The following is a 21958-nucleotide window of genomic DNA, read 5'->3' as shown; positions in this document are numbered from 1 at the left end:
ATCACTCATGGCACAAAAATTTGATGTAGTCGTATTAGGCGCGACAGGACTTGTTGGCAAACACTTGATGGAAATCCTCGAAGAGCGAAAGTTTCCGGTCAATAACCTATACCCATTGGCCAGTGCGCGCAGTGCGGGTGAAGTGGTTGAGTTTAATGGGCAAAGCCTTGAAGTAATTGATGCAGAAACCTTTGATTTTAGCCAAGCGCATTTGGCCTTCTTTTCTGCTGGTGGGCAAACCTCGGCCAAGTATGCGCCTATAGCGGCAGAAGCTGGCTGTGTTGTGATCGACAATACCTCTCATTTTCGCTATGAGCCTGACATTCCATTGGTGGTACCCGAAGTGAACCCTCATGCTATTGCCGAGTATCGCAACCGGAATATTATCGCCAACCCAAATTGTTCTACCATCCAAATGTTGGTGGCATTAAAGCCGATATACGACGCAGTGGGTATTGAGCGCATTAATGTCAGTACTTATCAGTCAGTGTCAGGGGCGGGTAAAGAGGCCATTGAAGAGCTAGCGAAACAGTGTGCGGCATTGTTATCTGGAAGACCGGTTAAAATAGAGCAGTTCAGCCGCCAAATCGCATTTAACAGCATTCCACAAATCGATGAATTTCTCGATAACGGTTACACCAAAGAAGAAATGAAAATGGTCTGGGAGACACAAAAGATTCTCCAAGATGAATCGGTTATGGTTAATCCTACTGCCGTTCGCGTGCCTGCGTTTTACGGTCACGGCGAAGCGGTGCATATTGAAACACGCCAACAAACATCCGCTGAAGAGGTTAAAGCTCTTCTGGCAAACGCGCCTGGTGTGGTGGTTTGTGACAACGATGAAGATTTTCCTACCCAGGTGAGCGATGCCAGTGGTAAAGATGACACCTTTGTTGGCCGAATTCGCGAAGACATCTCTCATCCATTTGGTATCAATATGTGGGTGGTGGCGGACAACGTGCGTAAAGGTGCGGCAACCAACAGCATTCAAATCGCCGAGCTGTTGATCCGAGATTACATGTAATTGCCCACCCCAGTGATGTTATAGTAACAAGGCAAATTTATCGGTAGTAACTTACCTTGTTCTAGTTTATAGTATCGAATAGGATAAGCTCATAATGTCAAAATTATGAGCTCTTTTAAGTATCTGTGTAAACCCCGAATATAAAAACACTGCCGAGTAAGGAAGGATCACATTCATGGTAGCCAATAATAATAACTCAGGTTACGTACGTCGTTGTAAAATACCTGCTGTACTAGCTATTATGTTTGCCAATGCTGTATTGGCTAATGATGCAGTTAATGGTACCCCTGTCACTTCAACAATCGCATCATCTAGTGCTGAGCAAAAAGCTGATGTTTACGGACCCATTTTAAAGACCGATACGCTGTGGAAGATCGCTGTTGCCCACAGACCTGATACCTCGGTGTCAAATTATCAAGTGATGATGGCATTGTTTAACGCAAACCCCAAAGCGTTTTTGCGCAACGATATCAACACCATGATTGAGGGACAGTATTTACGCATACCGTCAATCGCTGAAATTCGCCAAGTGGCACCTTATCCTTACGGTGAGAAAAACAAGCAAACACCACAAGTTACAGACGCAGGTGAGACGCCAGTGAGATCGGATGTCGTTGCGACACAACAATCGCCGTCGACGCCTGACACTGTAACGGCTGAGCCGTTAGAGACCAGTGTTAGCAATGGTCAATTAGCTAACTCAGAAGCTCTGCCTGTATCGGGTGATATTGATCTTCGCGATTCGATTTTAGCCAATGAGCAAAAAGCAAAAGCTGATGAGGCAAAAGGCAGCCAAGTTAGTGAAAGCGAAACTGATAATCAGGACCTCAGTGCGGCGGATGCGGAACAAACCGCAAGTGAAGAGCAACAGCCCAGCACACAACCGGAACCTTCAGTAGCCCAATCCAATATCGACGAAACGACTTTAGCGTCAGAAAATGAAGAGCTTAAGAGCAGTTTGAGTGCGGTTGACGATCAGCTGTCGTATTTGCAATACGAAGTGGCCAAAGCAAGTGAAATGCAAGAGCTGATGGATCGCAAGTTAGCGGAGCAGCAGAAGCTGTTAGAGCAAACCAAGCGCCGTGAGCAACAATTATTGGCCGAGCAAAGAAAATTGGCGGAGCAAAAGCAAGGCTTTTTCTCTAACCCAATGGTTATCTGGTCGAGTAACTTAATTTTATTGGTGCTAGTTGGTGTTTTGTTCTTCTTAATTTCGCGCCGCAAAAAAATGAATCAGGTGTCGCTAATCAGTTAGCTATAACCACGTCAAGTAAGGTTCCCAGTATCACTAAGCCAGTGGCCAAACCGGTGAAGCAGCAACCAATTTCGGCAGTACCCTCGGATAATGATGCGACTAACGATGTGGTTAATGAACCGTCGACATCGACGCTGCCACAAGCGAAAACCGAGACAAACTATGCACCTATGCGCGCAAACGAGACCAGTGACAGAGAGTTGACAGAAACCGCACAAACAGCAGATGATGCGGTAATCGAACCGAGTGTGGCAGAGGCTGGCGATAGCAAGTCTGCTGATCTGGATAAATTGGCGAGTGATGACATTGAGTTACCCGATGAAGCTGATTTAGACATTGAGCACATTATTGATGAGATGCTTGACCAAGAATCTAAGCCGGCACAACTTCGCTCAGCCAAACAACCTCAGCATGACGACAGTTCGGATGCGAGTGATGCTATGGCGCCAGACAATGAAATTAACAACTATGACGAAGTCGAGTTCGATCAATTACTGGCCGACATATCGTCGCAACCAGCGGCCACAACGCCTCAGCCTAAGCAAACTCGAGCTGCTGATTCAGTATCGACAAAGCAAACAGTTGAATCTGCAGCGGTTAAACCATCAGTTCAAGCTGATAAGCGCGATGAACAGCAATACGTACCGGTAGAGCAATTGCTACAAGAGTCGCAACAAGCCGAAGAATTGGATGATTCAGAACTTGCCGCATACGATATCAACGTCGGTCTTGACGAATTTGAAGAATTTACCGGCAATGTTAATAACATAGATGTTGACGATGACCGACACGGCGTCAATGCCAAGTTAGACCTCGCTCAGGTATATATCGATATTGGCGATTTAGATAATGCGGCGGTAATTCTAAAGAGTGTGATGAAGCTCGGTAACTCGGCGCAGCAACAACAAGCCCAACAGTTGCTATATTCGATTAAGTAAACCATTGAAAAATGCCAGCGAACGCTGGCATTTTTTTTACCCCCTCAGCCCGCTTTGAAACAGTCGCCTTACCTTGCTCTATACTAAATTACCTGATCGGCAACACGGCCAACGCGTATACAAGCAGACAAATGGTATTTGATAAACTTACTTGCTATAGTACGCGCGTTTATTTTACAGAGGAATTTCTATGCGTTTTGCATTAGGCATTGAGTATGATGGTAGCAACTACTGTGGATGGCAACGCCAAAACCATGTCAACAGTGTCCAACAAGAGTTAGAGCAAGCAGTCTCTAAAGTTGTTAATCAACCTACCGAAGTGATTTGTGCAGGACGTACCGACACCGGTGTACACGGCACTGGGCAGGTGGTCCATTTTGATTCACCGGTCGATCGCCAAGAGCGAGGTTGGACTTTAGGGGTCAATAGCAAGCTACCTAAAGACATCGTGGTTAAGTGGGGCAAGCAAGTTGACGATGATTTTCACGCCCGATTTAGTGCCACCGCGCGTCGATATAAATACATTATCTACAACGGCCCTTATCGCCCGGCGATATTCCACAAAGGCTTGAGCTTCTGCTATTACCCACTTGATGAAACGCTTATGCATCAAGCTGCTCAGCACTTGGTTGGTACCCACGACTTTACCTCATATCGCACCGTGCATTGCCAAGCTAACTCGCCATTGCGCACCGTGTTACATTGCAATGTCAGCCGAGTCGGACCGTATGTAATTGTCGATATAAAGGCCAATGCGTTCTTACATCACATGGTACGCAATATCGTCGGCAGCTTAATGCGGGTAGGGCGACGTTTGGAACCCGTTGATTGGATTGCAAAAGTGCTGGCGGTACGCGATCGCTGTCAAGCGGGCATGACAGCGCCTGCCGGGGGACTTTATTTTGTTGACGTTGATTACCCAGAGCAGTTTAACATCCCCAAACCCGAACCAGGGCCATTGTTCTTAACTGTTTAGCCAATAATGATGTAGCGAAAATAGACAAATTGGCATCGATAGGTGGAAAACATCGACAAAACAGACCAGTTTTTGCTGTAAATGGTCTAGTGAAATGTGGTTAAATTGACGCTAATTTTTACATTTATAGTGTGTCTGTTTACAATGCTATAAATTTACCGAATAACTAAAGAAGGTGATGGCCTAAAGCTGAGCGGTCACCTATTACCAATAACGTAGGTATAGCAAAACTATGAGCTGGATTGAAAAGATTCTCCCAAAACCGAAACAATCATCGTCGAGTAAGCGCAATATTCCAGAAGGCGTTTGGACGAAGTGTACGTCGTGTAGTGCGGTTTTGTATAAAGCAGAACTCGAGCGTTTGATCGGCGTTTGTCCAAAATGTGATCATCATATGCGCTTGTCTGCAAGAAAGCGCCTTGACTCGTTTTTAGATCAAGGTGAAAGAACGGAAATCGGCGGCGAGCTAGAACCACAAGATAAGCTCAAATTCAAAGATTCGAAACGCTACAAAGATCGCATTGCAGCTGCCCAAAAAGCCACCGGTGAAAAAGACGCGTTGGTCGCTATGCGCGGTGAATTAGCTGGCATGCCGATCGTCGCAGTCGCTTTTGAGTTCTCGTTCTTAGGTGGTTCAATGGCATCTGTGGTTGGTGCTCGATTTGTCAAAGCAGCTGAGCATTGTCTAGAACACAACTTGCCACTTGTGTGCTTTTCGGCAAGTGGTGGCGCACGCATGCAAGAAGCGCTAATGTCACTGATGCAAATGGCCAAAACCAGTGCTGCGTTAGCGAAAATGAGTGAGCGTGGTTTGCCGTTTATTTCGGTATTAACCGACCCGACGATGGGCGGTGTATCGGCGAGTTTAGCGATGTTAGGCGATATCAACGTCGGCGAACCAAAGGCATTAATTGGCTTTGCTGGTCCTCGAGTTATCGAGCAAACGGTACGGGAAAAGTTACCTGAAGGATTTCAGCGTTCAGAGTTCTTACTTGAGCATGGTGCGATTGACATGATCGTCGATCGTCGACAAATGCGCTCGACCTTAGCCAGACAAATTGCTAAATTTATGGGACACCCAGAACCGAGCATTTAAGAATTCACTATGAATAATCAAAATAGTCATTCATCCTTGGTCACCCTAGATGAATGGCTTTTTTATTTGGAGTCTATCCATAGCACTGAGATTGATATGGGCTTGGACAGAATATCAAAGGTGGCAAGCAAGCTCCAAATTGACTTGTCTAAATCGAACGTTATCACCGTCTCAGGCACCAATGGCAAAGGCACCACGTGCGCCTTCTTAGAACACGCTCTGCTCGACATCGGTCACAGCGTGGCGGTTTACAGTTCCCCCCATATTGAGCGATTTAACGAACGCTTGCGCATAAACAAATCCTTGGTTGACGATGCACCGCTTATTGACGCGTTTAAGACGATAGAGGCTACGCGCGGTGATATTTCATTAACCTATTACGAATATACAACGTTAGCGGCGTTAATGATTTGTCAGCAACAACGACCCGATTATATCTTATTGGAAGTTGGCTTGGGTGGGCGTTTAGATGCTACTAACATCATTGATGCCGATATTGCTGTGATCACCAGTATTGACCTTGACCATCAAGCGTTTCTCGGTGATACACGTGATGCCATTGGCTATGAAAAAGCCGGTATCGCCCGTGCCGATACGCCTTTGGTCATCGGCGACGGCAATTGCCCAGAAAGTGTTCGGCAGTTCGCAGCGTCGATCAATGCCCGTTGTTATCTACGCGGCATTGATTTTGATATTGTCGGACAATCGTTGCAGCAACCGTGGACTTGGGTGAGTAGCACGCAGACGCTGTCAGGTCTTGGCATGGCCAAAATTCCACGAGATAACGTGGCTACTGCACTGCAGGTATTAACCTTACTCAATGTCGGATTTGACATCGACAAGGTAAATCAGTGGCTGAGTGAGTGCCAACTCGAAGGCCGACTACAAACACTGAGCAAGGCACCACACGTCATCGTTGATGTTGCTCATAATCCTCATGCTGCGCGCTATTTAGCCTCATTTGTGCATGCCAACCGACAGGCGCGAGTGCTGGCGGTGACGGCCATGCTCAAAGATAAGGATATCGAAAACACCTTAAAAGCTATGTACAGTGAAGTAGATCAATGGTACGTTGCTTCGCTACCTGGAGCTCGGGGTGAAAGTGCTCAGCGACTGTCTGCCGTGTTAACTCAAGACAGTCAGTTAGTGAATAGCTTTGACAATGTCAAAGATGCCTTTAAAATGGCTTTAAAAGACGCTCGTAAAAACGATATGGTTCTAATTTTTGGATCCTTTTTCACGGTGGCCGAAATTAATAAAAACTTGCCTTTGTTGGATACTTAAGGAGTCATCTTGTCTACACCTTTGCAAAATCGCTTAGTTGGAACGGTTATTGTTGCCGCCGCCGCGGTCATTTTCTTACCCAGTTTTTTTGACGGCGAAAAAAAGGCTTATCAAGCACAGTTTGAGTCGATACCTACTCATAGCGGTGCGGTCAACGCACTTGAAATTAAAGATTTTGATCATCAAGATTTTGCGGCAGAGCTGAATAAGCCTGAGACGTTGAGTACCGATGAGCCGGCGGATGACCAACTCACTTCTGTCGAGAAAAGCGTTGCTACAGAGCAGGGTGAACAGGTTGAAGTTGTGGCAAAGTCGGCAGCGATTACAGAGCAAGCGAACAAACAGAACAAGCAAAGCGATGTGCCAGAGACTGAGCCCAAGACGACAGCGACCACGAGTACTGTGACCACTGCCACCGCGTTTGGCGCTCAGAACGTTGCGATGGCATCAGAAGTGACCTCGGCTGTGAGCAATGCTAGCCAATCCGCTCAGGCGTACGTGATTCAGCTTGGCAGCTTTGCCAACAAAAACAATGTCAATACCCTGATGTCTAAACTAAAGCAAGCAGGCTATACCGCCTTCACTCGCCCGATCAAAACCAAAGCGGGAAATTTGACCAAAGTGTTTATCGGTCCAGAGCTAAATTCCAAATCGCTCGAAGCAAAAATTGGTAAATTAAAAGCACTTACCGGTGTTCAAGGTAAACTGGCTAAATTTGAGCCAATTAGCAACTAAAAGGCTCGAGCAAAACACTCCTTACAAGTGCAGATAAAAATAATAAATCAGTAGTAACTAGGACGTCGATTCTGTTAGAATGCGCGCCATAAAATAGGGAACACAAATGATGGTTTGGATTGACTACGCTATTTTAACCATAATAGGCATTTCAACCTTAATCAGTTTAGTACGTGGTTTCGTTAAAGAAGCTGTATCTCTTGCAATTTGGATCTGTGCGTTTTTTGTCGCCAGTACGTTTTATCAAGAATTATCAGCGTATTTAACCAATATTAACGATACGATGTTAAGAAATGCCGCATCAATAGCGATATTGTTTGTAGTGACCTTAGTATTTGGTGCTTTGATTAACTATTTAATCGGGCAACTCGTTTCAAAAACAGGGCTGTCTGGTACCGACCGAGTACTGGGGTTGGCATTTGGCGCATTACGTGGCGCACTGATTGTCAGTGCAATACTATTTTTTATGGATGCCTTTACGCCAGCTCCGACAACCGTTTGGTGGCAGCAAGCGCTATTAATTCCGGAGTTTAGAGTTGTAATTGAATGGTTTTTTGAATATTTGAAAAACTCTTCAAGCTTTCTAAGCTAAACGGGTATTCTTGCGGAGAGAAAATTCATGTGTGGTATAGTTGGCATCGTAGGTACGTCACCGGTAGGCCAAGCTTTATATGATGGTTTAACAGTTATTCAACACCGCGGCCAAGACGCTGCTGGTATTGTTACTATCAGTGACAACAAATTTCGTCTTAGAAAAGCCAATGGCTTGGTAAAGGACGTTTTCCATACGCGTCATATGCTGCGTCTACAAGGCAATATTGGCATCGGCCATGTTCGCTACCCTACAGCGGGTACCTCGAGCTCATCAGAAGCTCAACCGTTTTTCTCTAACTCTCCATTTGGTATTTCTCTAGCGCACAATGGTAACTTAACCAATGCCGACGAATTGGCCTCTTGGTTGTTTAAAGAAGCGCGCCGCCACGTAAATACCACCTCTGATTCAGAGCTGTTATTGAATGTGTTTGCCCATCAATTAAGTCAAAGTGACAATCTGCAGTTAACCCCTGAAGATATTTTTACTGCCGTTGCCAAAGTTCACAAACTGGTACGTGGCGCTTACGCGAGTGTGGCGTTGATTGTTGGCCATGGTATGGTTGCATTTCGAGATCCAAATGGCATTCGTCCGTTGGTATTTGGCAAGCGTGAGACTGAACAGGGCACAGAGTACATGGTCGCCTCAGAGTCGGTAGCCCTTGATGCGTGTGATTTTGAATTCATTCGCGATGTCGCACCTGGTGAAGCAATTTACATTACCGAACAAGGACAATTGCATTCGTTCCAATGTGCAGAAAATCCAAGTTACAACCCGTGTATTTTTGAATTTGTCTATTTTGCTCGTCCTGATTCGACCATTGACAAGATGTCAGTATACGCAAGTCGGGTTGAAATGGGCGTCGCTTTGGGTAAGAAAATTGCTCGTCAATGGGATGACCTCGATATTGATGTTGTTATTCCAATTCCTGAAACGTCATGTGATATAGCGCTGCAAATAGCACATGAACTCGAATTGCCATACCGCCAAGGTTTTGTTAAAAACCGCTACGTTGGCCGAACGTTCATTATGCCGGGCCAAGCCGAGCGCAAGAAGTCTGTGCGTCGCAAGTTAAACGCAATTCACCAAGAGTTTAAGGGCAAGAATGTATTGCTTGTTGACGACTCTATTGTTCGCGGAACAACGTCTGGACAAATTATTGAAATGGCCCGACAAGCCGGCGCCAAGAAAGTCTATTTTGCATCGGCGGCACCAGAAGTTCGTTTCCCTAACGTATACGGTATTGACATGCCGAGCGCCACAGAGCTTATTGCTCACGGCCGCGAGTTAGAAGATATTTGTGAACTAATTGGCGCCGATAAACTCATTTATCAAGATTTACCTGATCTAATCAGTTCGGTAGGCAAAGCAAATCCTGATATCAAAACCTTCGAGACCTCAGTATTTGACGGTCAATATATTACCAACGATATTGATAACGAATACCTTGTACAACTCGATGCATTGAGAAATAACGAGAGTAAAGAAAAATCGGATAAAGAAGCCGATTCGATTCTCGATTTACACAACGAAGGCGCTGAATAATCGCCTGCTGTAAACCGCGTCAACGCAGCTTGTAGCAAGCGTAAATAAAATAAAAAAGGACCTCGTTTGTGGGTCCTTTTTTGATTTTTCGATAACTGCCATTGCTGCGATGCTAAGCTGCATCAACGGCTGTACTTGTTGCTGGTAAATAGAAATCATATTGGTTTCTGTAGTTATTAGCGATGCACCCCTTTTTTTGCCACACCAGCGATTGAGCAATACCCGCTAATTTAGCCTGTCATTAAACCGTGTATTACCGATAATCTCGGTTGGTTTTATCATGGACTGGCCCATTTGATATCAAAGCGCGTGGAGCCCGGACTAAAGCGTTGGCTTATGTCAGGCGCTAATAAAATATCTTATTTAGTGCCGAGTAAGAGCAGCAACCAATAAGGTTAAACTCGCTAACTAGGGAGCGGAACTCACCTTGTTTAATGCGAGTGTTTTTTAGATTTTTTAGACGGCCCTTTGCGCTGAGCTTGCATCAAGTTTCGGGTAAAGGAGTTTTTGGGGTTGGCCAGTACCTCAGCAGTGGTGCCATATTCAACTACTTTACCTTTGCGTAAAATCATAATTTTATCGCTAAAATGTTGAATAACATCAAGATCATGAGATATCAGAATATACGTTAAGCCCATCGCCTGTTGCAGCTCTAGCAGCAAGTTAATTAGCTGCGCTCTCAGCGACAAATCCAGCGCAGTTAACGCTTCATCAAGAATAACGACTTGAGGTTGTAAAATAATCGCCCTAGCAAGCGATATACGCTGTTTTTGGCCACCTGAGAACATGTGTGGGTAAAAGTGCATATGGTCAGCTAACAAACCTACTTTTTCTAGGGTTGAACTGATCACCTCAAGTCGTTCCGCTTCATCCCATTTGGTATTGAGTTTTAAAGGCTCTTCTAATTGTTGGCGGATCGTTAAGCTTGGGTTCAATGTTGATCCGGCATTTTGAAAGATCATCCGCACATGTTGGCAACGCTGTTTAAAATTGCCAGTTTCAAGCAGCTGCCCATTGAGAAAAATGTCGCCGGTTGTCGGTCTTGCCGCGCCAACCAATAATTTCGCTAAGGTCGACTTACCCGAGCCAATTTCGCCTGCAATGGCCAGCGTTTCATTGCTATCTAACGAAAACGATAGAGGCTCTAAAACGGTTTTCTTATCACGCTTGAACCAACCAGTCTTAACTTTGTATTGTTTACTAAGATTTTTGACTTCAAGTAGGTTGCTCATGGTTGTTTACCTGTGTATGGAAAATGGCAACTGACTTGGTGACCTTTGTACGACTTTAAGCTCGGTGCTTTGACGCACTTTTTCTGCGCATTGGGACATCTCGGTCCGAGCCGACAGCCAATGGGTAAATGACTTAAGCTGGGGATACTACCTGGTAGCGTTTCCAACGGTTGTTTTGGTAAATAACCTTCACCGCCACTGGGGCTACTTGCCACCAATGCGCGGGTATAGGGGTGAAAAGGGTTGCTTAGAATTTGCTCAGTTGTGCCGGCCTCAACAAATTGCCCCGAGTACATAACCGTCAAATGCTTGGTCCAGTAGCTCAGTTTTTCTAGCTCGTGGCTGATCAGTAATATCGACATATTTTTGAGCTGGTTTAAACTGGCCAGTAAACGGAATATTTGATTTTGATTTACCGCTTCCATCGATGCGGTCGGCTCGTCGGCGATCAGTAACTTAGGCTTTTTCGCTAGGGCAATGGCGATCATCACGCGCTGACATAGCGCATTGTTCAATTGATGTGGGTAGCTGTTAATACAAGCGCGATGATCTTTAATACCCACTTTGTGAAATAGGCGCGTAATCTCCGCTTTGCGCTGTTGGGCTCGTTGCCAAAAAAAGCCGCTGAACTGGCTGCTGTCAAGCGCTTCTTCGATTTCTTCGCCTATGGTGTTGGTGGGGTCGAGACAGCTTATCGGCTCCTGAAAAATCATCGCTACATCGCGATTGATGATTTGCCTCCGCTCTTCCAATGGCAAGCGCAATATATCGATACCTTGCCAATGAAATTTATCGGCATGCACGTGCCACTTATCATCGAGCACACCAACGATAGCTTGTGCAAGTATCGATTTTCCCGAGCCTGATTCACCAACCAAACCGCGAAACTCACTGCCTTTTAGCGCCAATGACACGCGGTCTACGGCGACGATATTTTCTCCACCGCTGGTCAACTCAATACTCAAATTTTTAATGTCTAGTAAATTCATTAGCTTTCTTTTTGAATTTTTAAGGCGTGGCGAAATCCTTCGCCGACTAAATTAGTCGCCATTACCGTCACCAAAATGGCCAGTCCCGGTAGATATGTGGTCCACGGCGCGAGATAAAACAAGTCAAGTGAGGTAGCCAACATCGATCCCCATTCTGGCATAGGGATGGGCGCCCCCAAACCCAAAAAGCCCAAGGCGGCAATATCCAATATGGCGGCTGACTGAGCTAATGTTGCTTGAATAATGAGTTTGTCGACGATATTAGGGAAAATAGAGGTGATCAATACCCGAACTTCACTCGCCCCGTCGAGAATGGGGATCAGTACGTAATCTTTTTTTTGTTCTTGCTTGATGGCGTTGCGAGTGACGTGCACAAATTGTGGAATGGATACCAGTGCAAGCGCCCACAGAACATTACTCAAGCCCGGCCCTAAAATGGCAACGATAATGATCGCCAATAGCAGTGACGGAATCGATAATATCACATCTAAAAAGTGGGTTAGAAAGCTGGCTTTCACCCCCCTAGTGATCGCGGAAAACGAGCCAATCAGCACGCCGACCGTCATCGCGATAAACACCACGACAAAGCTTAAACCAAAAGTTAACGACGTACCACTGATCAGTCGCGACAGCATATCACGGCCTAAATCATCGGTACCGAGCAAATGGCTGATGTCGCCATCGCTACTCCACGCTGGCGGCAGTAAAAGCTTATCTAGGTTGTTCTCTAATACGTCGTGAGGGGTGATAAAGTTGCCAACTAAGGCCAAAAAGGCCAGTAGCACATAGACACTGAAAGCGACGATCGCAATAGGTGAACTGCGAAATGTTAACCACAACTGTTTTATCGGTGATGGAAACTCTTGTTCCAAATAAATATTATTAGCCGCCATGCTTTTTATATCGCTCTAATGGGTTTAATGCCACGTACATAAAATCGGCAATGATATTGATCACAAAAGTAAATGTGGCCAACGCTATAAGGCCGCCTTGAATGGCAGTATAATCTCTCGCTTCAATACTTTCTATCAACCAACTGCCAGCGCCTTGCCATGCAAAAATAACTTCGGCAATCATGGCGATAGTGACGATATTAGCAAATTGTAAACCGACTTGTCGGACGATACCTACCAGCGCATTGCGGATCCCATGACGATAAATAATCATCGGCTTTGATAGGCCTTTAGCACGGGCTGCTTTGATATAATTTGAATCGAGTACATCCAACATTGAGGTGCGCGCCAATCGAATAAATATGGTCATCGGCGCTAATGCGACAGCGACCGAAGGGAGTATTAGGTGGAGCAAGGCATCGCGAAGGGCGGCGCTTCGATGCGGGCTATCACTGATCAGAATATCTATTAGCTTAAAGCCGGTTACCGTTTCAATATCAAACAGTAAGTTAAGCTGACCGGCAGAGGGTAGCCAAGATAAAGTTATTGAAAATACGAGAATTAAAATCAGCGCTAACCAAAATACTGGAATCGAATAACCCAACATGGCAAACGCTAAGATGCCTTTATCCAATGGGCTATTGTGAAAAATGGCCGCGACAAACCCCAGCGGCATGCCCAGTAAAAGCGCTAGTGTTAACGCCGCTAAACACAATTCGATTGTTGCTGGTAGGCGAATCATTAACTCGCTGCTTATGGGGGCTGACGTTGCCATCGATACGCCAAAATTGGCGGAAAATATTTGCCCCATATATGCGATGTATTGAGAAAATATTCCTGCATCGAAGTGATAGAGCTCGATCAGCTGTAGTCGTCGCGATTCACTCATCGCGATTTCACCTGACATATTAATTAAGGCATCCCCGGGAAACAGGTAATTCAAGCTAAAGGCGACGATCGACAGCATCAGCAGAGTAAAGAATAATAAATTCAGCCGGCGAAGAGTGAAGTCCAACATCATTGTTTCTCCACTTGCTTGTGTACATCTTCAAACGAAATGCCGCCAATAGCGGTTAAGATGTTGCCATTGATATGACTTAGCCTTGCTTGTGAGCGTTTAGCGTGGGCAATGGGCAACAGCGGGATCTCTTGGATCAGCATTTGTTGTGCCTGAGTGTAGAGCGCTTGACGCTCGCTTAAGTCATTGGTTAAAAGAGATTTTTTAAGTAGTCGATCAAATTTTCGATTGCACCATTGGGCGCGATTACTACCGGTTTCAACAGCAGCACAACTGAGCAATGGTGAAAAGAAGTTATCCGGGTCTGGATGATCGGCTAACCAGCCTATAAGCACTGACTGGTGCTCGCCACGCGCTAATTTTTTTAAGAACGTCGACCACTCATAACGGACGATATTTACCGTCACGCCGATTTGTGCCAGATCGGCTTGAATGAGTTTCGCCATTTTTAGCGCATTGGGGTTATAGGCTCGTTGCACTGGCATTGCCCAAAGGTCGATTTGAAAACCGTTTTCTAGTCCGGCATCGCGCAACAGTCGTTTGGCTTTACTCACTGAATACTCAATGCCATTAATAGTGCTGTCGTAAGCCCAAGACGCTTTGGGCAGCAAGGAATCGGCGATATCGGCTTGGTCAAAGTAAACCGCACTAATGATGGCTTGCTTATTAATCGCATGTGCAATGGCGCGGCGTACCACTGGGTTATCAAACGGTGGTTTTTGTGTGTTAAAGGCCATGTAAGCAACGTTGAACGAGGTCACTTGCTCTAGCTCAAGATCCGTTCTCGAACGAATTTCTTGCAGTGCAATCGGGTAACTAATGACGTCGCATTCATGGGTAAATAGTTTCGTTAAACGGCCGGTGTTACGCGGTGAAATATTAAACAACAGTTGCTTGATTTGAACGTTTTTACGCCAGTAATTTTCGTGACGCGCGTAACGAATTAACGAGCCGACTTGGTAGCTTTTAAACTTAAAGGGGCCGGTGCCAATAGGCATTGAGTCCAAACGCGTAAGTGGCAACTGGTTGGCAACCAGATAATCGGCGTACTCCTTAGATAATATCACCGAAAACGGCGCCGCTAAATTCGCTAAAAAAGAGCTTTGAGGGTAGTTTAAGTGAAACCTTATGGTGTAATCGTCAATTCGTTCAATGGTGTCTACCAAGGCATCAAAGTCAATACTTTGAAAAAATGGAAATTGCCCTTTCGCCGATTTGTAAAACGGGTTGTTTACATCGAGAATGCGATTAAAGCTAAAAATTACATCATCGGCATTTAACGTGCGCGTCGGGGTAAAATACTCGGTTTGGTGAAAAGAGACATCGTGACGCAGATAAAAGGTAATGTATCGTCCGTCTTTAGTGACGTGCCATGACTTTGCCAGTGATGGGACTTTGTCGTAGTTTTGCGCATTAAAGTCGAGTAATCGATTGTAAAGCTGTCGCGACGTGGCATCAATGGTGGTACCAGATGTCACCAGCTGCGGATTGAAGGCATTTGGCGCACCTTCACTGCAATAAATAATACCTTCATTGAGTACCGGCGCTTGTTCAACGTCTGAGCAACCAGCGATAAACGCGAACAGCAAGGCAAACAACGCAGGTTTAAAAAAACTCTGACAGCAAGCGATAAAGCCGTTTGAGTTACACAGCCAGAGCATTAGTCAGCCTCATTTGAATCTAGTAAATTGTATTTTTTTAAATAACCACGAAGTTGATGATAAGTTAATTGTAGTGCCTCGGCGGTTTTCTTTTGGTTAAATTGGCATGCCGCTAGCGCATCTTTTAACAACGTGGTTTCATAGTTTTGAGATAAGTCTTTGAGTGATACTGGGTACTCGACAGTGGTGTTACTCGCATTCGCTGAGGAGCTCGTTGTAGAGTCGGTTTGTTGTTCGTTAACTGAATGATTAGTGTCGTTATCTGTGCCCACTTGTCGGTCAGCTGTCTTGACTCGCTTTTGCGGTCTGAACGGTGAGTCAAAAGGGTCTATTACCAACTCACTGACAGCTAAATGAGGGTTGTTATGGCGATATACGCTGCGCTCAACCACGTTTTTTAACTCGCGAATGTTACCCGGCCAGTGGTAATCAAGCATATGCTTCTTCACCTTTTCTGTAAAACCGCTGAATAATTCAAAGTCTAGTTCGCGTGCCATGTTTATAGCAAAGTGTTCGGCCAATAAAATAATGTCTTCTTTGCGCTCTCGAAGAGGCGGTAAGGTAATGACATCAAAGGCAAGTCGATCGAGTAAATCAGCGCGAAACTCGCCCCGTTCGGCCATAGCTGGCAGGTCTTCATTGGTGGCGGCAATAAGTCTAACGTCGGCTTTAACCGTGCGCGAACCGCCGACCCGTTCAAATTCACCGTATTCAACCACGCGCAACAGCTTTTCTTGGATCAATCCCGATGTATTGGCCAATTCATCGAGAAACAGCGTGCCGCCGTTGGCGCGTTCAAATCGTCCTTCATGGCGCTTGTTGGCACCGGTAAATGCACCGCCTTCGTGACCAAATAGTTCACTTTCGAGTAAGTTTTCATTCAATGCTGCGCAGTTGAGTTTTAAATAATTTTGATCCCATCGCTTCGATAAATAGTGTAAGCGAGCAGCCACTAACTCTTTACCGGTTCCGCGTTCACCTATAATAAGTACCGGCTTGGACAATGGCGCAACTTGTGAGATGTGCTCAAGCACTTCGAGAAAGTTATTTGATTGACCGATTAGGTTATCTTGTTGTTGAAATCGACTCATGATTGAACTTATTGGTTTTTTTCACTAATAAATAGTGTATTTTATTAACTGCAAGGAGAGAAGTGTTTTTTACCTTTTTGTAAAAATACGATATAAATCAGTAGGTTTGGCTCTTTTTTTAAAGTTGGCATTAAAAGTGAATGTTAAGTGTTATCTACGTTTTTTTGTATTAATAACATTAATATTTATTGTGAGGATGTAACCATGGGTATTTTTTCTAGATTTACAGATATCATTAACTCAAACATTAATAACTTACTTGATAAGGCAGAAGACCCAGAAAAAATGGTTCGTCTGATTATTCAAGAGATGGAAGATACACTTGTTGAAGTGCGCTCTTCATCGGCGCGCAGCTTGGCTGATAAAAAAGAGCTAACGCGCCAATTAACTCGCACATTGGCAGAAGCCGATAGCTGGCAAGAAAAAGCCGAGTTGGCGCTGAGCAAAGGACGTGATGATCTTGCAAGAGCGGCACTAATGGAAAAGAATAAGTGCAGTGAAGCAGCTCAGGCAATGGAACAAGAGTTGTCGAGTTTTGACGATCACATTGCTAAACTTCAAGGCGAGGTTGGCCAACTGCAAGAAAAACTTGCCGATGCCAAAGCACGTCAAAAAGCCATTGTGATGCGCGGTAAAACAGCTAGTTCACGCCTGAAAGTGAAAAGTAAATTAGACAGCGGTAAAGTTGATGACGCATTGAGTCGTTTTGATCGCTACGAAAGAAAAATTGATGATTTGGAATCTCAGGTTGATGCATATGATTTGGGTAAAAAATCACTCGCTGATGAAATTGCCGAATTAGAGAGCGATGACAGTATCGATAAGGAATTGGAAGCGTTAAAGGCCAAAATGCAGGGCGCGAGCAAAGCGACCAAAGCCGCATCGAAAAAGAAATAGTAAAGCGCTGTCAGAAAAAAGGTAAGGAGAGACACTATGAACCCAGATGTATTAATGGCACCGATCATCATATTCTTAGTGATTGTTGCGCCAATTTGGCTGATATTACACTATCGCTCAAAGCGTCAAATAAGCCAGGGATTGAGTGCTGAGGAGTATCAACAGCTAACCGAGTTATCGCAGACTGCGGACAAAATGGCAGAGCGTATAAAAACGCTTGAGGCTATCTTAGATGCAGAAGCACCAGAGTGGAGAAACAAAGCATGAGTAAGGCAAGAGGCGAGTTATTTCGAGATCCGCAAAAAGGCAAAATAGCTGGTGTGTGTGCAGGTTTAGCTCAATACTTTGGCTGGGAAGTGTGGTTAGTGCGTATTCTGGTGGTCTCGGGTGTCCTGTTTGGTATGGGTTGGTTTATCTTGTTGTACATTGCCGGATGGTTTATTTTAGATAAGAAGCCAAGCCACCTAGCTGCTCACGGCAACGCCAAAAACTTTGTCGATGACGACGTTATCAACGAGTCGATTAAAGTGAAAGCGAAAGTGTGGCAAGCAGGGGAAACGCCCAAACAAGCGGTAAGAGACATTTGCCATAAGTTTAATAGTCTCGAGCAAGAACTACAGGCTATTGAGCGATACGTAACATCGTCACAGTACACTGTATCGAGAGAAATCAATCGCTTGTAGCACAAGTTGTTATTTATGAAAAAAAGCTGCGTAGCAGCTTTTTTGTTTTATAGTTGTTTATCAATAACAACAAATCGTCTGTCGTTTGGTACAACATATGGCAATCTTCAGCAGTAAAACAATCAAAAACTTTACCGACAAGTTAAGTGGTAACGTACATGAATTAGTGCACCGAAGTGCCGATAAGCACGTATCACTTGCGGTCACCGGATTATCGCAAAGCGGCAAGACGGCCTTCATTACATCCTTGGTTAACCAATTACTAAACGAATCTGCAGAGTTCCCGCTACATTTTTTTGACGTAGTTGCCAGTCAACGCTTTATCGGAGCAAAGCGGGTTAATCAAAAACATTTACACATTGCCCGTTTTGATTACCAAGCGGCAATGGCTGCACTTGCCGCTGATCCGCCCGAGTGGCCAGAGCCAACGCGTACGATAAGTGAGTTGCGCTTAGCTATCCGCTATACCGCCAAACAAGGGGTACAGCAATACCTCAGTGATGCGGCTACCTTGTACCTCGATATTACCGATTATCCCGGCGAGTGGTTATTGGATTTACCAATGCTAGATATGTCATATCGGCAATGGTCAGAATCGATGCGCGACTTGCTGTATCAACAGCCCCGTTACTCAGCCGCCGAGGCCTTTTTAAAACGGGTGGAGGAACTGTCACCGTTTGCGCCAGCCGACGAGGCGCTGTTGGCTTCACTGGCCGCCGAGTATACCGAGTTACTGCACCAATTTCGCAATCAGCATGGACTGTCGATAATTCAACCCGGCAGGTTTATCCTACCCGGAGAGCATCAAGGGGCACCTATCTTGCAATTCATACCGTATCCGTTTTTTGCAACGCTAGACGACAGCGCCTATCAAAAAGCCGATCCTTCAACCATGATAGGCATGCTCCAAGCGCGTTATATCGAATATCAGCAACGCTTGGTGAAAGGCTTTTACAAAAAACACTTTTCCAGATTTGACCGACAAATTGTGTTGATGGACCCTTTGTCATCGCTCAATTTTGGCCGTCATGCGTTCGACGATTTGCAACGCGCAATTACGGTTATTTTAGAGAGCTTTAACTACGGTAAAAGTAATGTGCTAAGTCGCCTGTTTTCGCCTAAAATTGACAAGCTATTATTTGCGGCAACCAAGGCTGATCACATTCCTAGTGAACAGCACCCGAGGTTATTAGCGTTGCTTGAGCAACTAGTGCATCAAGCGAAAAAATCGCGAAATTTTGACGGTATCAACATGCAGTCGTTGGCAATTGCCTCGGTAAATACCACGCAACAAGGCACCACCGATTACAAGGGGCAGCCGTTGGCGGTTATCAAAGGGCGCAGTGCTGATAGCGATGAGGTGATAACTTTATATCCTGGCGCGGTGCCGACAAAAGTCCCCTCAGCTGATAACTGGCCGGAATCAGGGTATCGCTTTACTGCATTTAAACCGATGCACAGTCAAGACGATCACATACCGCTACCACATATCCGCCTCGATCAAGCTCTTCAGTTTTTGTTAGGAGATAAGCTGCGATGAAAGACGACAAAGAGCAACAGCAAATTTTATTTGATAACAACGATGAAGAGGATTCGTCGTCTTCATCATTGCCACCCGATGCGTTGGTATTGCCAGAGCAAGCCTGGCAAGCCGTCGAGCAACAAGTTGAGCAAGTCGAGCAGCAAGCACAACGCAATAAACCGAATTGGCTGTGGCGAATTATCGCTGCCTTATTCACGTTACTTGTGGTCATAGAAAGCATTGAATTTTTTGCCAACGGCTTTACCAATGCGCCAGTGATAACCAGTCTATATGCGATATTTGTTGGTTTACTGTTGGTTGTCGTTGGCAAATACGCGGTGCAAGAGTTACTCAGTTTACGAGAGTTATCGCGCCATCAACACGATGTGCAACGTGCTCACGACCTTATTCACGATAAAGCCAGCTTTGATGCAAAAACGTTTTGCCAATCAATAACCGATAAGCTGCCGGTTGAAAGCCATCAGATCGATGCTAATCAATTTCTTGACTCGTTAGATTCGCACCTTCAGGACAAAGAGATCTTGCAATTGTACAGCCAGCGCGTGTTATCCGATGTCGACGAGCAGGCGGTTAAGCATATTGCATCATCATCTAGTGAGGCGGTGTTGATGGTTGCAGTCAGTCCACTTGCCATCGTCGATATGCTGTTGATGATGTGGCGCAATCTGAACATGATCAATAAAATTGCCGGTCTGTACGGGGTTAAATTGGGTTACTGGAGTCGAATAAAACTAATCAAGCAAGTACTTGCTAACATGGCCTATGCCGGCGCCAGTGAATTGATCCTTGACTTCGGTGTTGATTTGTTTGGCGTCGAAGCGTTAGGTCGCTTTTCCAGCCGCGCGGCACAAGGACTCGGCGCCGGTATACTAACCAGTCGCTTAGGGTTAAAAACACTGCAGTTTTGTCGCCCGATCCCATTTGACCAACAGCACATCGGGCCTTCTCTTGCCGATGTTCGACGCGCCATGATCAAGCAACTAAAACGGGTATTCAAATCTAGTGCATCAACGGTACAGCCAAGAGTTGAACTGGAAAAACACAATCAGCGCTAACGGTACGCCGTAACGGCAGTGTAAACAAAAGCGTACGGTTGTGGTAAGATAATTGTTATCCAGGGGTTATCATTTGGTTAAATCTTCTTATAGTCTTAGCGTTAAGAAGCGAGTATGATGCGACCAACAGAGACACTAAAGCAATAAAAATAACACAATAACGCACAATACATACTCGTCTTTCTAATCTTTAGAGAGGAAGTATTATGGGAAAATCAACATCGTATGTATCTAAACACGGTGATGAAAACGGCTACATAGCGTGGACCGAGCAAGAGAACGATATTTGGCGACGTTTATACACTCGTCAACTGTCTTGTATTCAAGGCAAAGCGTGTGATGAGTTTATTGACGGCCTAGAGCGATTAAACTTACCTGTCGATCGCATTCCGCAGTTGAGTGAAGTCAGTGATGTATTGCTACAAGCGACTGGTTGGCAGTGTCATCCCGTACCGGCGTTAATCGGATTTGGCGAATTTTTCCGCTTGCTGTCAGAGCGCAAGTTCCCGGTGGCGACATTTATCCGCAGTGAACGAGATTTTGATTATCTGCAAGAGCCCGATATATTTCACGAAATATTTGGTCACTGCCCGTTGTTAACAAACCCGGCGTTTGCTAACTTTACTCAGCTTTACGGCCAGTTGGGACTGCAAGCGAGTAAAGAAGATCGCGTATTTTTAGCGCGCTTGTATTGGTTTACGGTAGAGTTTGGCTTACTTGAGACCGAGCAAGGGCTGCGTATATACGGCGGCGGCATCTTATCATCGCCGGGAGAAACCCAATATGCGATTGACGATCCAAAGCCACTAAGAAAGCCATTTGATGTGATTGATGTCTTGCGCACGCCATATCGCATTGACATCATGCAACCGGTTTACTTTTTATTACAGTCGATTAATCAGCTTGATGATATTGCCGAGATGGATCTAATGGCGTTGTTGGAACAAGCCAAGGCTCTGGGTATGCACAAGCCATTATTTGAAGCAAAAAATGTGAAAATTGCCAGTTAACAATAGGAAAAAAAATACACCATGAGTGAGTTAGCAAAACAAGAATGCGAAGCGTGTCGTGCAGATGCGCCTAAGGTATCAGAACAAGAACTAGCTGTGCTAATCGCCGAAATTCCCGATTGGACTCCTGTAGTGCGCGATGGGGTGATGATGTTAGAGCGAGAATTCAAATTTAAAAACTTTAAGCTAGCCCTTGAGTTTACCAATAAGGTAGCGGCATTAGCTGAAGCTGAGTTTCACCACCCGTCCATTTTAACCGAGTGGGGAAAAGTGACGATCACTTGGTGGACTCATGCGATTCACGGTTTACATCGCAACGATTTTATTTGTGCGGCAAAAACTGACGAACTGCTGAGCGAATAGCAAAACCATCGATTAGCAGTAAGACAAAGTTACAGTAAAAGGCGAAAAATACGGTGGTGTTTTTCGCCTTTTTTCATG

At 45.2% G+C, this 21958-nt stretch carries 22 protein-coding genes; 16 read left to right on the top strand and 6 right to left on the bottom strand.

From position 1 onward, the window contains the following. Nucleotides 1-7 precede the first annotated feature (7 nt). From ACAY30_RS10845 to purF, 9 genes are all read left to right on the top strand, one after another. Entirely contained in the window at nucleotides 8-1024 is a 1017-nt protein-coding gene (locus ACAY30_RS10845; RefSeq protein WP_290252010.1) for an aspartate-semialdehyde dehydrogenase, read from the top strand. A 175-nt stretch (nucleotides 1025-1199) separates the two neighbouring features. Further along, nucleotides 1200-2279 (top strand): FimV/HubP family polar landmark protein, encoded by a 1080-nt coding sequence (locus tag ACAY30_RS10840; RefSeq protein ID WP_371189886.1) that lies wholly within the window; start codon nucleotides 1200-1202, stop codon nucleotides 2277-2279. Nucleotides 2280-2332: 53 nt separating this feature from the next. Then, nucleotides 2333-3217 (top strand): FimV/HubP family polar landmark protein, encoded by an 885-nt coding sequence (locus tag ACAY30_RS10835; protein WP_371189885.1) that lies wholly within the window; start codon nucleotides 2333-2335, stop codon nucleotides 3215-3217. Nucleotides 3218-3407: 190 nt separating this feature from the next. Continuing rightward, nucleotides 3408-4193: a tRNA pseudouridine(38-40) synthase TruA gene (truA, locus tag ACAY30_RS10830; protein ID WP_290252012.1), complete on the top strand. Its 786-nt coding sequence runs from the start codon at nucleotides 3408-3410 to the stop codon at nucleotides 4191-4193. Between the two features lie 232 nt (nucleotides 4194-4425). Next, entirely contained in the window at nucleotides 4426-5289 is an 864-nt protein-coding gene (gene accD, locus ACAY30_RS10825; RefSeq protein ID WP_290252013.1) for an acetyl-CoA carboxylase, carboxyltransferase subunit beta, read from the top strand. A gap of 9 nt (nucleotides 5290-5298) precedes the next feature. Next, nucleotides 5299-6573, top strand: a complete 1275-nt coding sequence (folC, locus tag ACAY30_RS10820; RefSeq protein WP_290252014.1) for a bifunctional tetrahydrofolate synthase/dihydrofolate synthase — start codon at nucleotides 5299-5301, stop codon at nucleotides 6571-6573. Nucleotides 6574-6582: 9 nt separating this feature from the next. Next, on the top strand, nucleotides 6583-7308 hold the full coding sequence (locus tag ACAY30_RS10815) for an SPOR domain-containing protein (protein WP_290252015.1): 726 nt from the start codon (nucleotides 6583-6585) through the stop codon (nucleotides 7306-7308). A gap of 109 nt (nucleotides 7309-7417) precedes the next feature. Continuing rightward, nucleotides 7418-7900 (top strand): CvpA family protein, encoded by a 483-nt coding sequence (locus tag ACAY30_RS10810; RefSeq protein ID WP_290252122.1) that lies wholly within the window; start codon nucleotides 7418-7420, stop codon nucleotides 7898-7900. 27 nt (nucleotides 7901-7927) lie between these two features. Beyond that, on the top strand, nucleotides 7928-9445 hold the full coding sequence (purF, locus tag ACAY30_RS10805) for an amidophosphoribosyltransferase (RefSeq protein ID WP_290252016.1): 1518 nt from the start codon (nucleotides 7928-7930) through the stop codon (nucleotides 9443-9445). A gap of 431 nt (nucleotides 9446-9876) precedes the next feature. Here purF and ACAY30_RS10800 read toward each other — a convergent pair whose 3' ends face one another. From ACAY30_RS10800 to pspF, 6 genes are read right to left on the bottom strand one after another with little or no spacing between them, the layout of a single operon-like run. Continuing rightward, nucleotides 9877-10677, bottom strand: a complete 801-nt coding sequence (locus ACAY30_RS10800; RefSeq protein WP_290252017.1) for an ATP-binding cassette domain-containing protein — start codon at nucleotides 10675-10677, stop codon at nucleotides 9877-9879. Continuing rightward, entirely contained in the window at nucleotides 10674-11666 is a 993-nt protein-coding gene (locus ACAY30_RS10795) for an oligopeptide/dipeptide ABC transporter ATP-binding protein (protein ID WP_290252018.1), read from the bottom strand. The genes ACAY30_RS10800 and ACAY30_RS10795 overlap by 4 nt, the downstream gene beginning before the upstream one ends. Further along, nucleotides 11666-12559 (bottom strand): ABC transporter permease subunit, encoded by an 894-nt coding sequence (locus ACAY30_RS10790; RefSeq protein WP_290252019.1) that lies wholly within the window; start codon nucleotides 12557-12559, stop codon nucleotides 11666-11668. Before ACAY30_RS10790 ends, ACAY30_RS10795 begins: the two co-directional genes overlap by 1 nt. Beyond that, nucleotides 12549-13580: an ABC transporter permease subunit gene (locus tag ACAY30_RS10785; protein WP_290252020.1), complete on the bottom strand. Its 1032-nt coding sequence runs from the start codon at nucleotides 13578-13580 to the stop codon at nucleotides 12549-12551. The genes ACAY30_RS10790 and ACAY30_RS10785 overlap by 11 nt, the downstream gene beginning before the upstream one ends. Next, complete coding sequence (locus ACAY30_RS10780) at nucleotides 13577-15238, bottom strand: ABC transporter substrate-binding protein (protein ID WP_290252021.1); 1662 nt, start codon at nucleotides 15236-15238, stop codon at nucleotides 13577-13579. The genes ACAY30_RS10785 and ACAY30_RS10780 overlap by 4 nt, the downstream gene beginning before the upstream one ends. Beyond that, the gene (pspF, locus tag ACAY30_RS10775; RefSeq protein ID WP_290252022.1) at nucleotides 15238-16329 is read right to left on the bottom strand and encodes a phage shock protein operon transcriptional activator; all 1092 of its coding nucleotides are present in this window, start codon (nucleotides 16327-16329) and stop codon (nucleotides 15238-15240) included. The genes ACAY30_RS10780 and pspF overlap by 1 nt, the downstream gene beginning before the upstream one ends. Before the next feature lie 204 nt (nucleotides 16330-16533). Between pspF and pspA the strand changes: the two genes are divergently transcribed. From pspA to ACAY30_RS10740, 7 genes are all read left to right on the top strand, one after another. Beyond that, a complete protein-coding gene (pspA, locus tag ACAY30_RS10770) occupies nucleotides 16534-17226 on the top strand; it encodes a phage shock protein PspA (protein ID WP_290252023.1) in 693 nt (230 codons plus the stop codon). A 36-nt stretch (nucleotides 17227-17262) separates the two neighbouring features. Beyond that, the gene (pspB, locus tag ACAY30_RS10765) at nucleotides 17263-17493 is read left to right on the top strand and encodes an envelope stress response membrane protein PspB (RefSeq protein ID WP_290252024.1); all 231 of its coding nucleotides are present in this window, start codon (nucleotides 17263-17265) and stop codon (nucleotides 17491-17493) included. Beyond that, complete coding sequence (gene pspC, locus ACAY30_RS10760; RefSeq protein ID WP_290252025.1) at nucleotides 17490-17909, top strand: envelope stress response membrane protein PspC; 420 nt, start codon at nucleotides 17490-17492, stop codon at nucleotides 17907-17909. Before pspB ends, pspC begins: the two co-directional genes overlap by 4 nt. Nucleotides 17910-18006: 97 nt before the next feature. Next, a complete protein-coding gene (locus ACAY30_RS10755; RefSeq protein ID WP_290252026.1) occupies nucleotides 18007-19449 on the top strand; it encodes a YcjX family protein in 1443 nt (480 codons plus the stop codon). Then, a complete protein-coding gene (locus tag ACAY30_RS10750) occupies nucleotides 19446-20507 on the top strand; it encodes a YcjF family protein (protein ID WP_290252027.1) in 1062 nt (353 codons plus the stop codon). The genes ACAY30_RS10755 and ACAY30_RS10750 overlap by 4 nt, the downstream gene beginning before the upstream one ends. Nucleotides 20508-20713: 206 nt before the next feature. Continuing rightward, entirely contained in the window at nucleotides 20714-21517 is an 804-nt protein-coding gene (phhA, locus tag ACAY30_RS10745) for a phenylalanine 4-monooxygenase (protein WP_290252028.1), read from the top strand. A gap of 21 nt (nucleotides 21518-21538) precedes the next feature. Beyond that, a complete protein-coding gene (locus ACAY30_RS10740) occupies nucleotides 21539-21880 on the top strand; it encodes a 4a-hydroxytetrahydrobiopterin dehydratase (protein WP_290252029.1) in 342 nt (113 codons plus the stop codon). Nucleotides 21881-21958: the final 78 nt, after the last annotated feature.

Source organism: Thalassotalea ponticola (genome assembly GCF_041379045.1).
In the GTDB taxonomy this organism is placed as follows: domain Bacteria; phylum Pseudomonadota; class Gammaproteobacteria; order Enterobacterales; family Alteromonadaceae; genus Thalassotalea_A; species Thalassotalea_A ponticola.
The sequence above is the reverse complement of the archived record's forward strand: the minus strand, read 5'-3'. Positions and strand labels throughout refer to the sequence as shown.

Coding starts and splice junctions, on each gene's coding strand:
- ACAY30_RS10780 (WP_290252021.1), bottom strand. CDS start 15,238: ATGCTCTGGCTGTGTAACTCAAACGGCTTTATCGCTTGCTGTCAGAGT.
- ACAY30_RS10800 (WP_290252017.1), bottom strand. CDS start 10,677: ATGAGCAACCTACTTGAAGTCAAAAATCTTAGTAAACAATACAAAGTT.
- ACAY30_RS10810 (WP_290252122.1), top strand. CDS start 7,418: ATGGTTTGGATTGACTACGCTATTTTAACCATAATAGGCATTTCAACC.
- pspF (WP_290252022.1), bottom strand. CDS start 16,329: ATGAGTCGATTTCAACAACAAGATAACCTAATCGGTCAATCAAATAAC.
- ACAY30_RS10790 (WP_290252019.1), bottom strand. CDS start 12,559: ATGGCGGCTAATAATATTTATTTGGAACAAGAGTTTCCATCACCGATA.
- folC (WP_290252014.1), top strand. CDS start 5,299: ATGAATAATCAAAATAGTCATTCATCCTTGGTCACCCTAGATGAATGG.
- ACAY30_RS10795 (WP_290252018.1), bottom strand. CDS start 11,666: ATGAATTTACTAGACATTAAAAATTTGAGTATTGAGTTGACCAGCGGT.
- ACAY30_RS10755 (WP_290252026.1), top strand. CDS start 18,007: ATGGCAATCTTCAGCAGTAAAACAATCAAAAACTTTACCGACAAGTTA.
- pspA (WP_290252023.1), top strand. CDS start 16,534: ATGGGTATTTTTTCTAGATTTACAGATATCATTAACTCAAACATTAAT.
- pspC (WP_290252025.1), top strand. CDS start 17,490: ATGAGTAAGGCAAGAGGCGAGTTATTTCGAGATCCGCAAAAAGGCAAA.
- phhA (WP_290252028.1), top strand. CDS start 20,714: ATGGGAAAATCAACATCGTATGTATCTAAACACGGTGATGAAAACGGC.
- ACAY30_RS10785 (WP_290252020.1), bottom strand. CDS start 13,580: ATGATGTTGGACTTCACTCTTCGCCGGCTGAATTTATTATTCTTTACT.
- ACAY30_RS10840 (WP_371189886.1), top strand. CDS start 1,200: ATGGTAGCCAATAATAATAACTCAGGTTACGTACGTCGTTGTAAAATA.
- purF (WP_290252016.1), top strand. CDS start 7,928: ATGTGTGGTATAGTTGGCATCGTAGGTACGTCACCGGTAGGCCAAGCT.
- ACAY30_RS10845 (WP_290252010.1), top strand. CDS start 8: ATGGCACAAAAATTTGATGTAGTCGTATTAGGCGCGACAGGACTTGTT.
- truA (WP_290252012.1), top strand. CDS start 3,408: ATGCGTTTTGCATTAGGCATTGAGTATGATGGTAGCAACTACTGTGGA.
- ACAY30_RS10740 (WP_290252029.1), top strand. CDS start 21,539: ATGAGTGAGTTAGCAAAACAAGAATGCGAAGCGTGTCGTGCAGATGCG.
- ACAY30_RS10750 (WP_290252027.1), top strand. CDS start 19,446: ATGAAAGACGACAAAGAGCAACAGCAAATTTTATTTGATAACAACGAT.
- pspB (WP_290252024.1), top strand. CDS start 17,263: ATGAACCCAGATGTATTAATGGCACCGATCATCATATTCTTAGTGATT.
- accD (WP_290252013.1), top strand. CDS start 4,426: ATGAGCTGGATTGAAAAGATTCTCCCAAAACCGAAACAATCATCGTCG.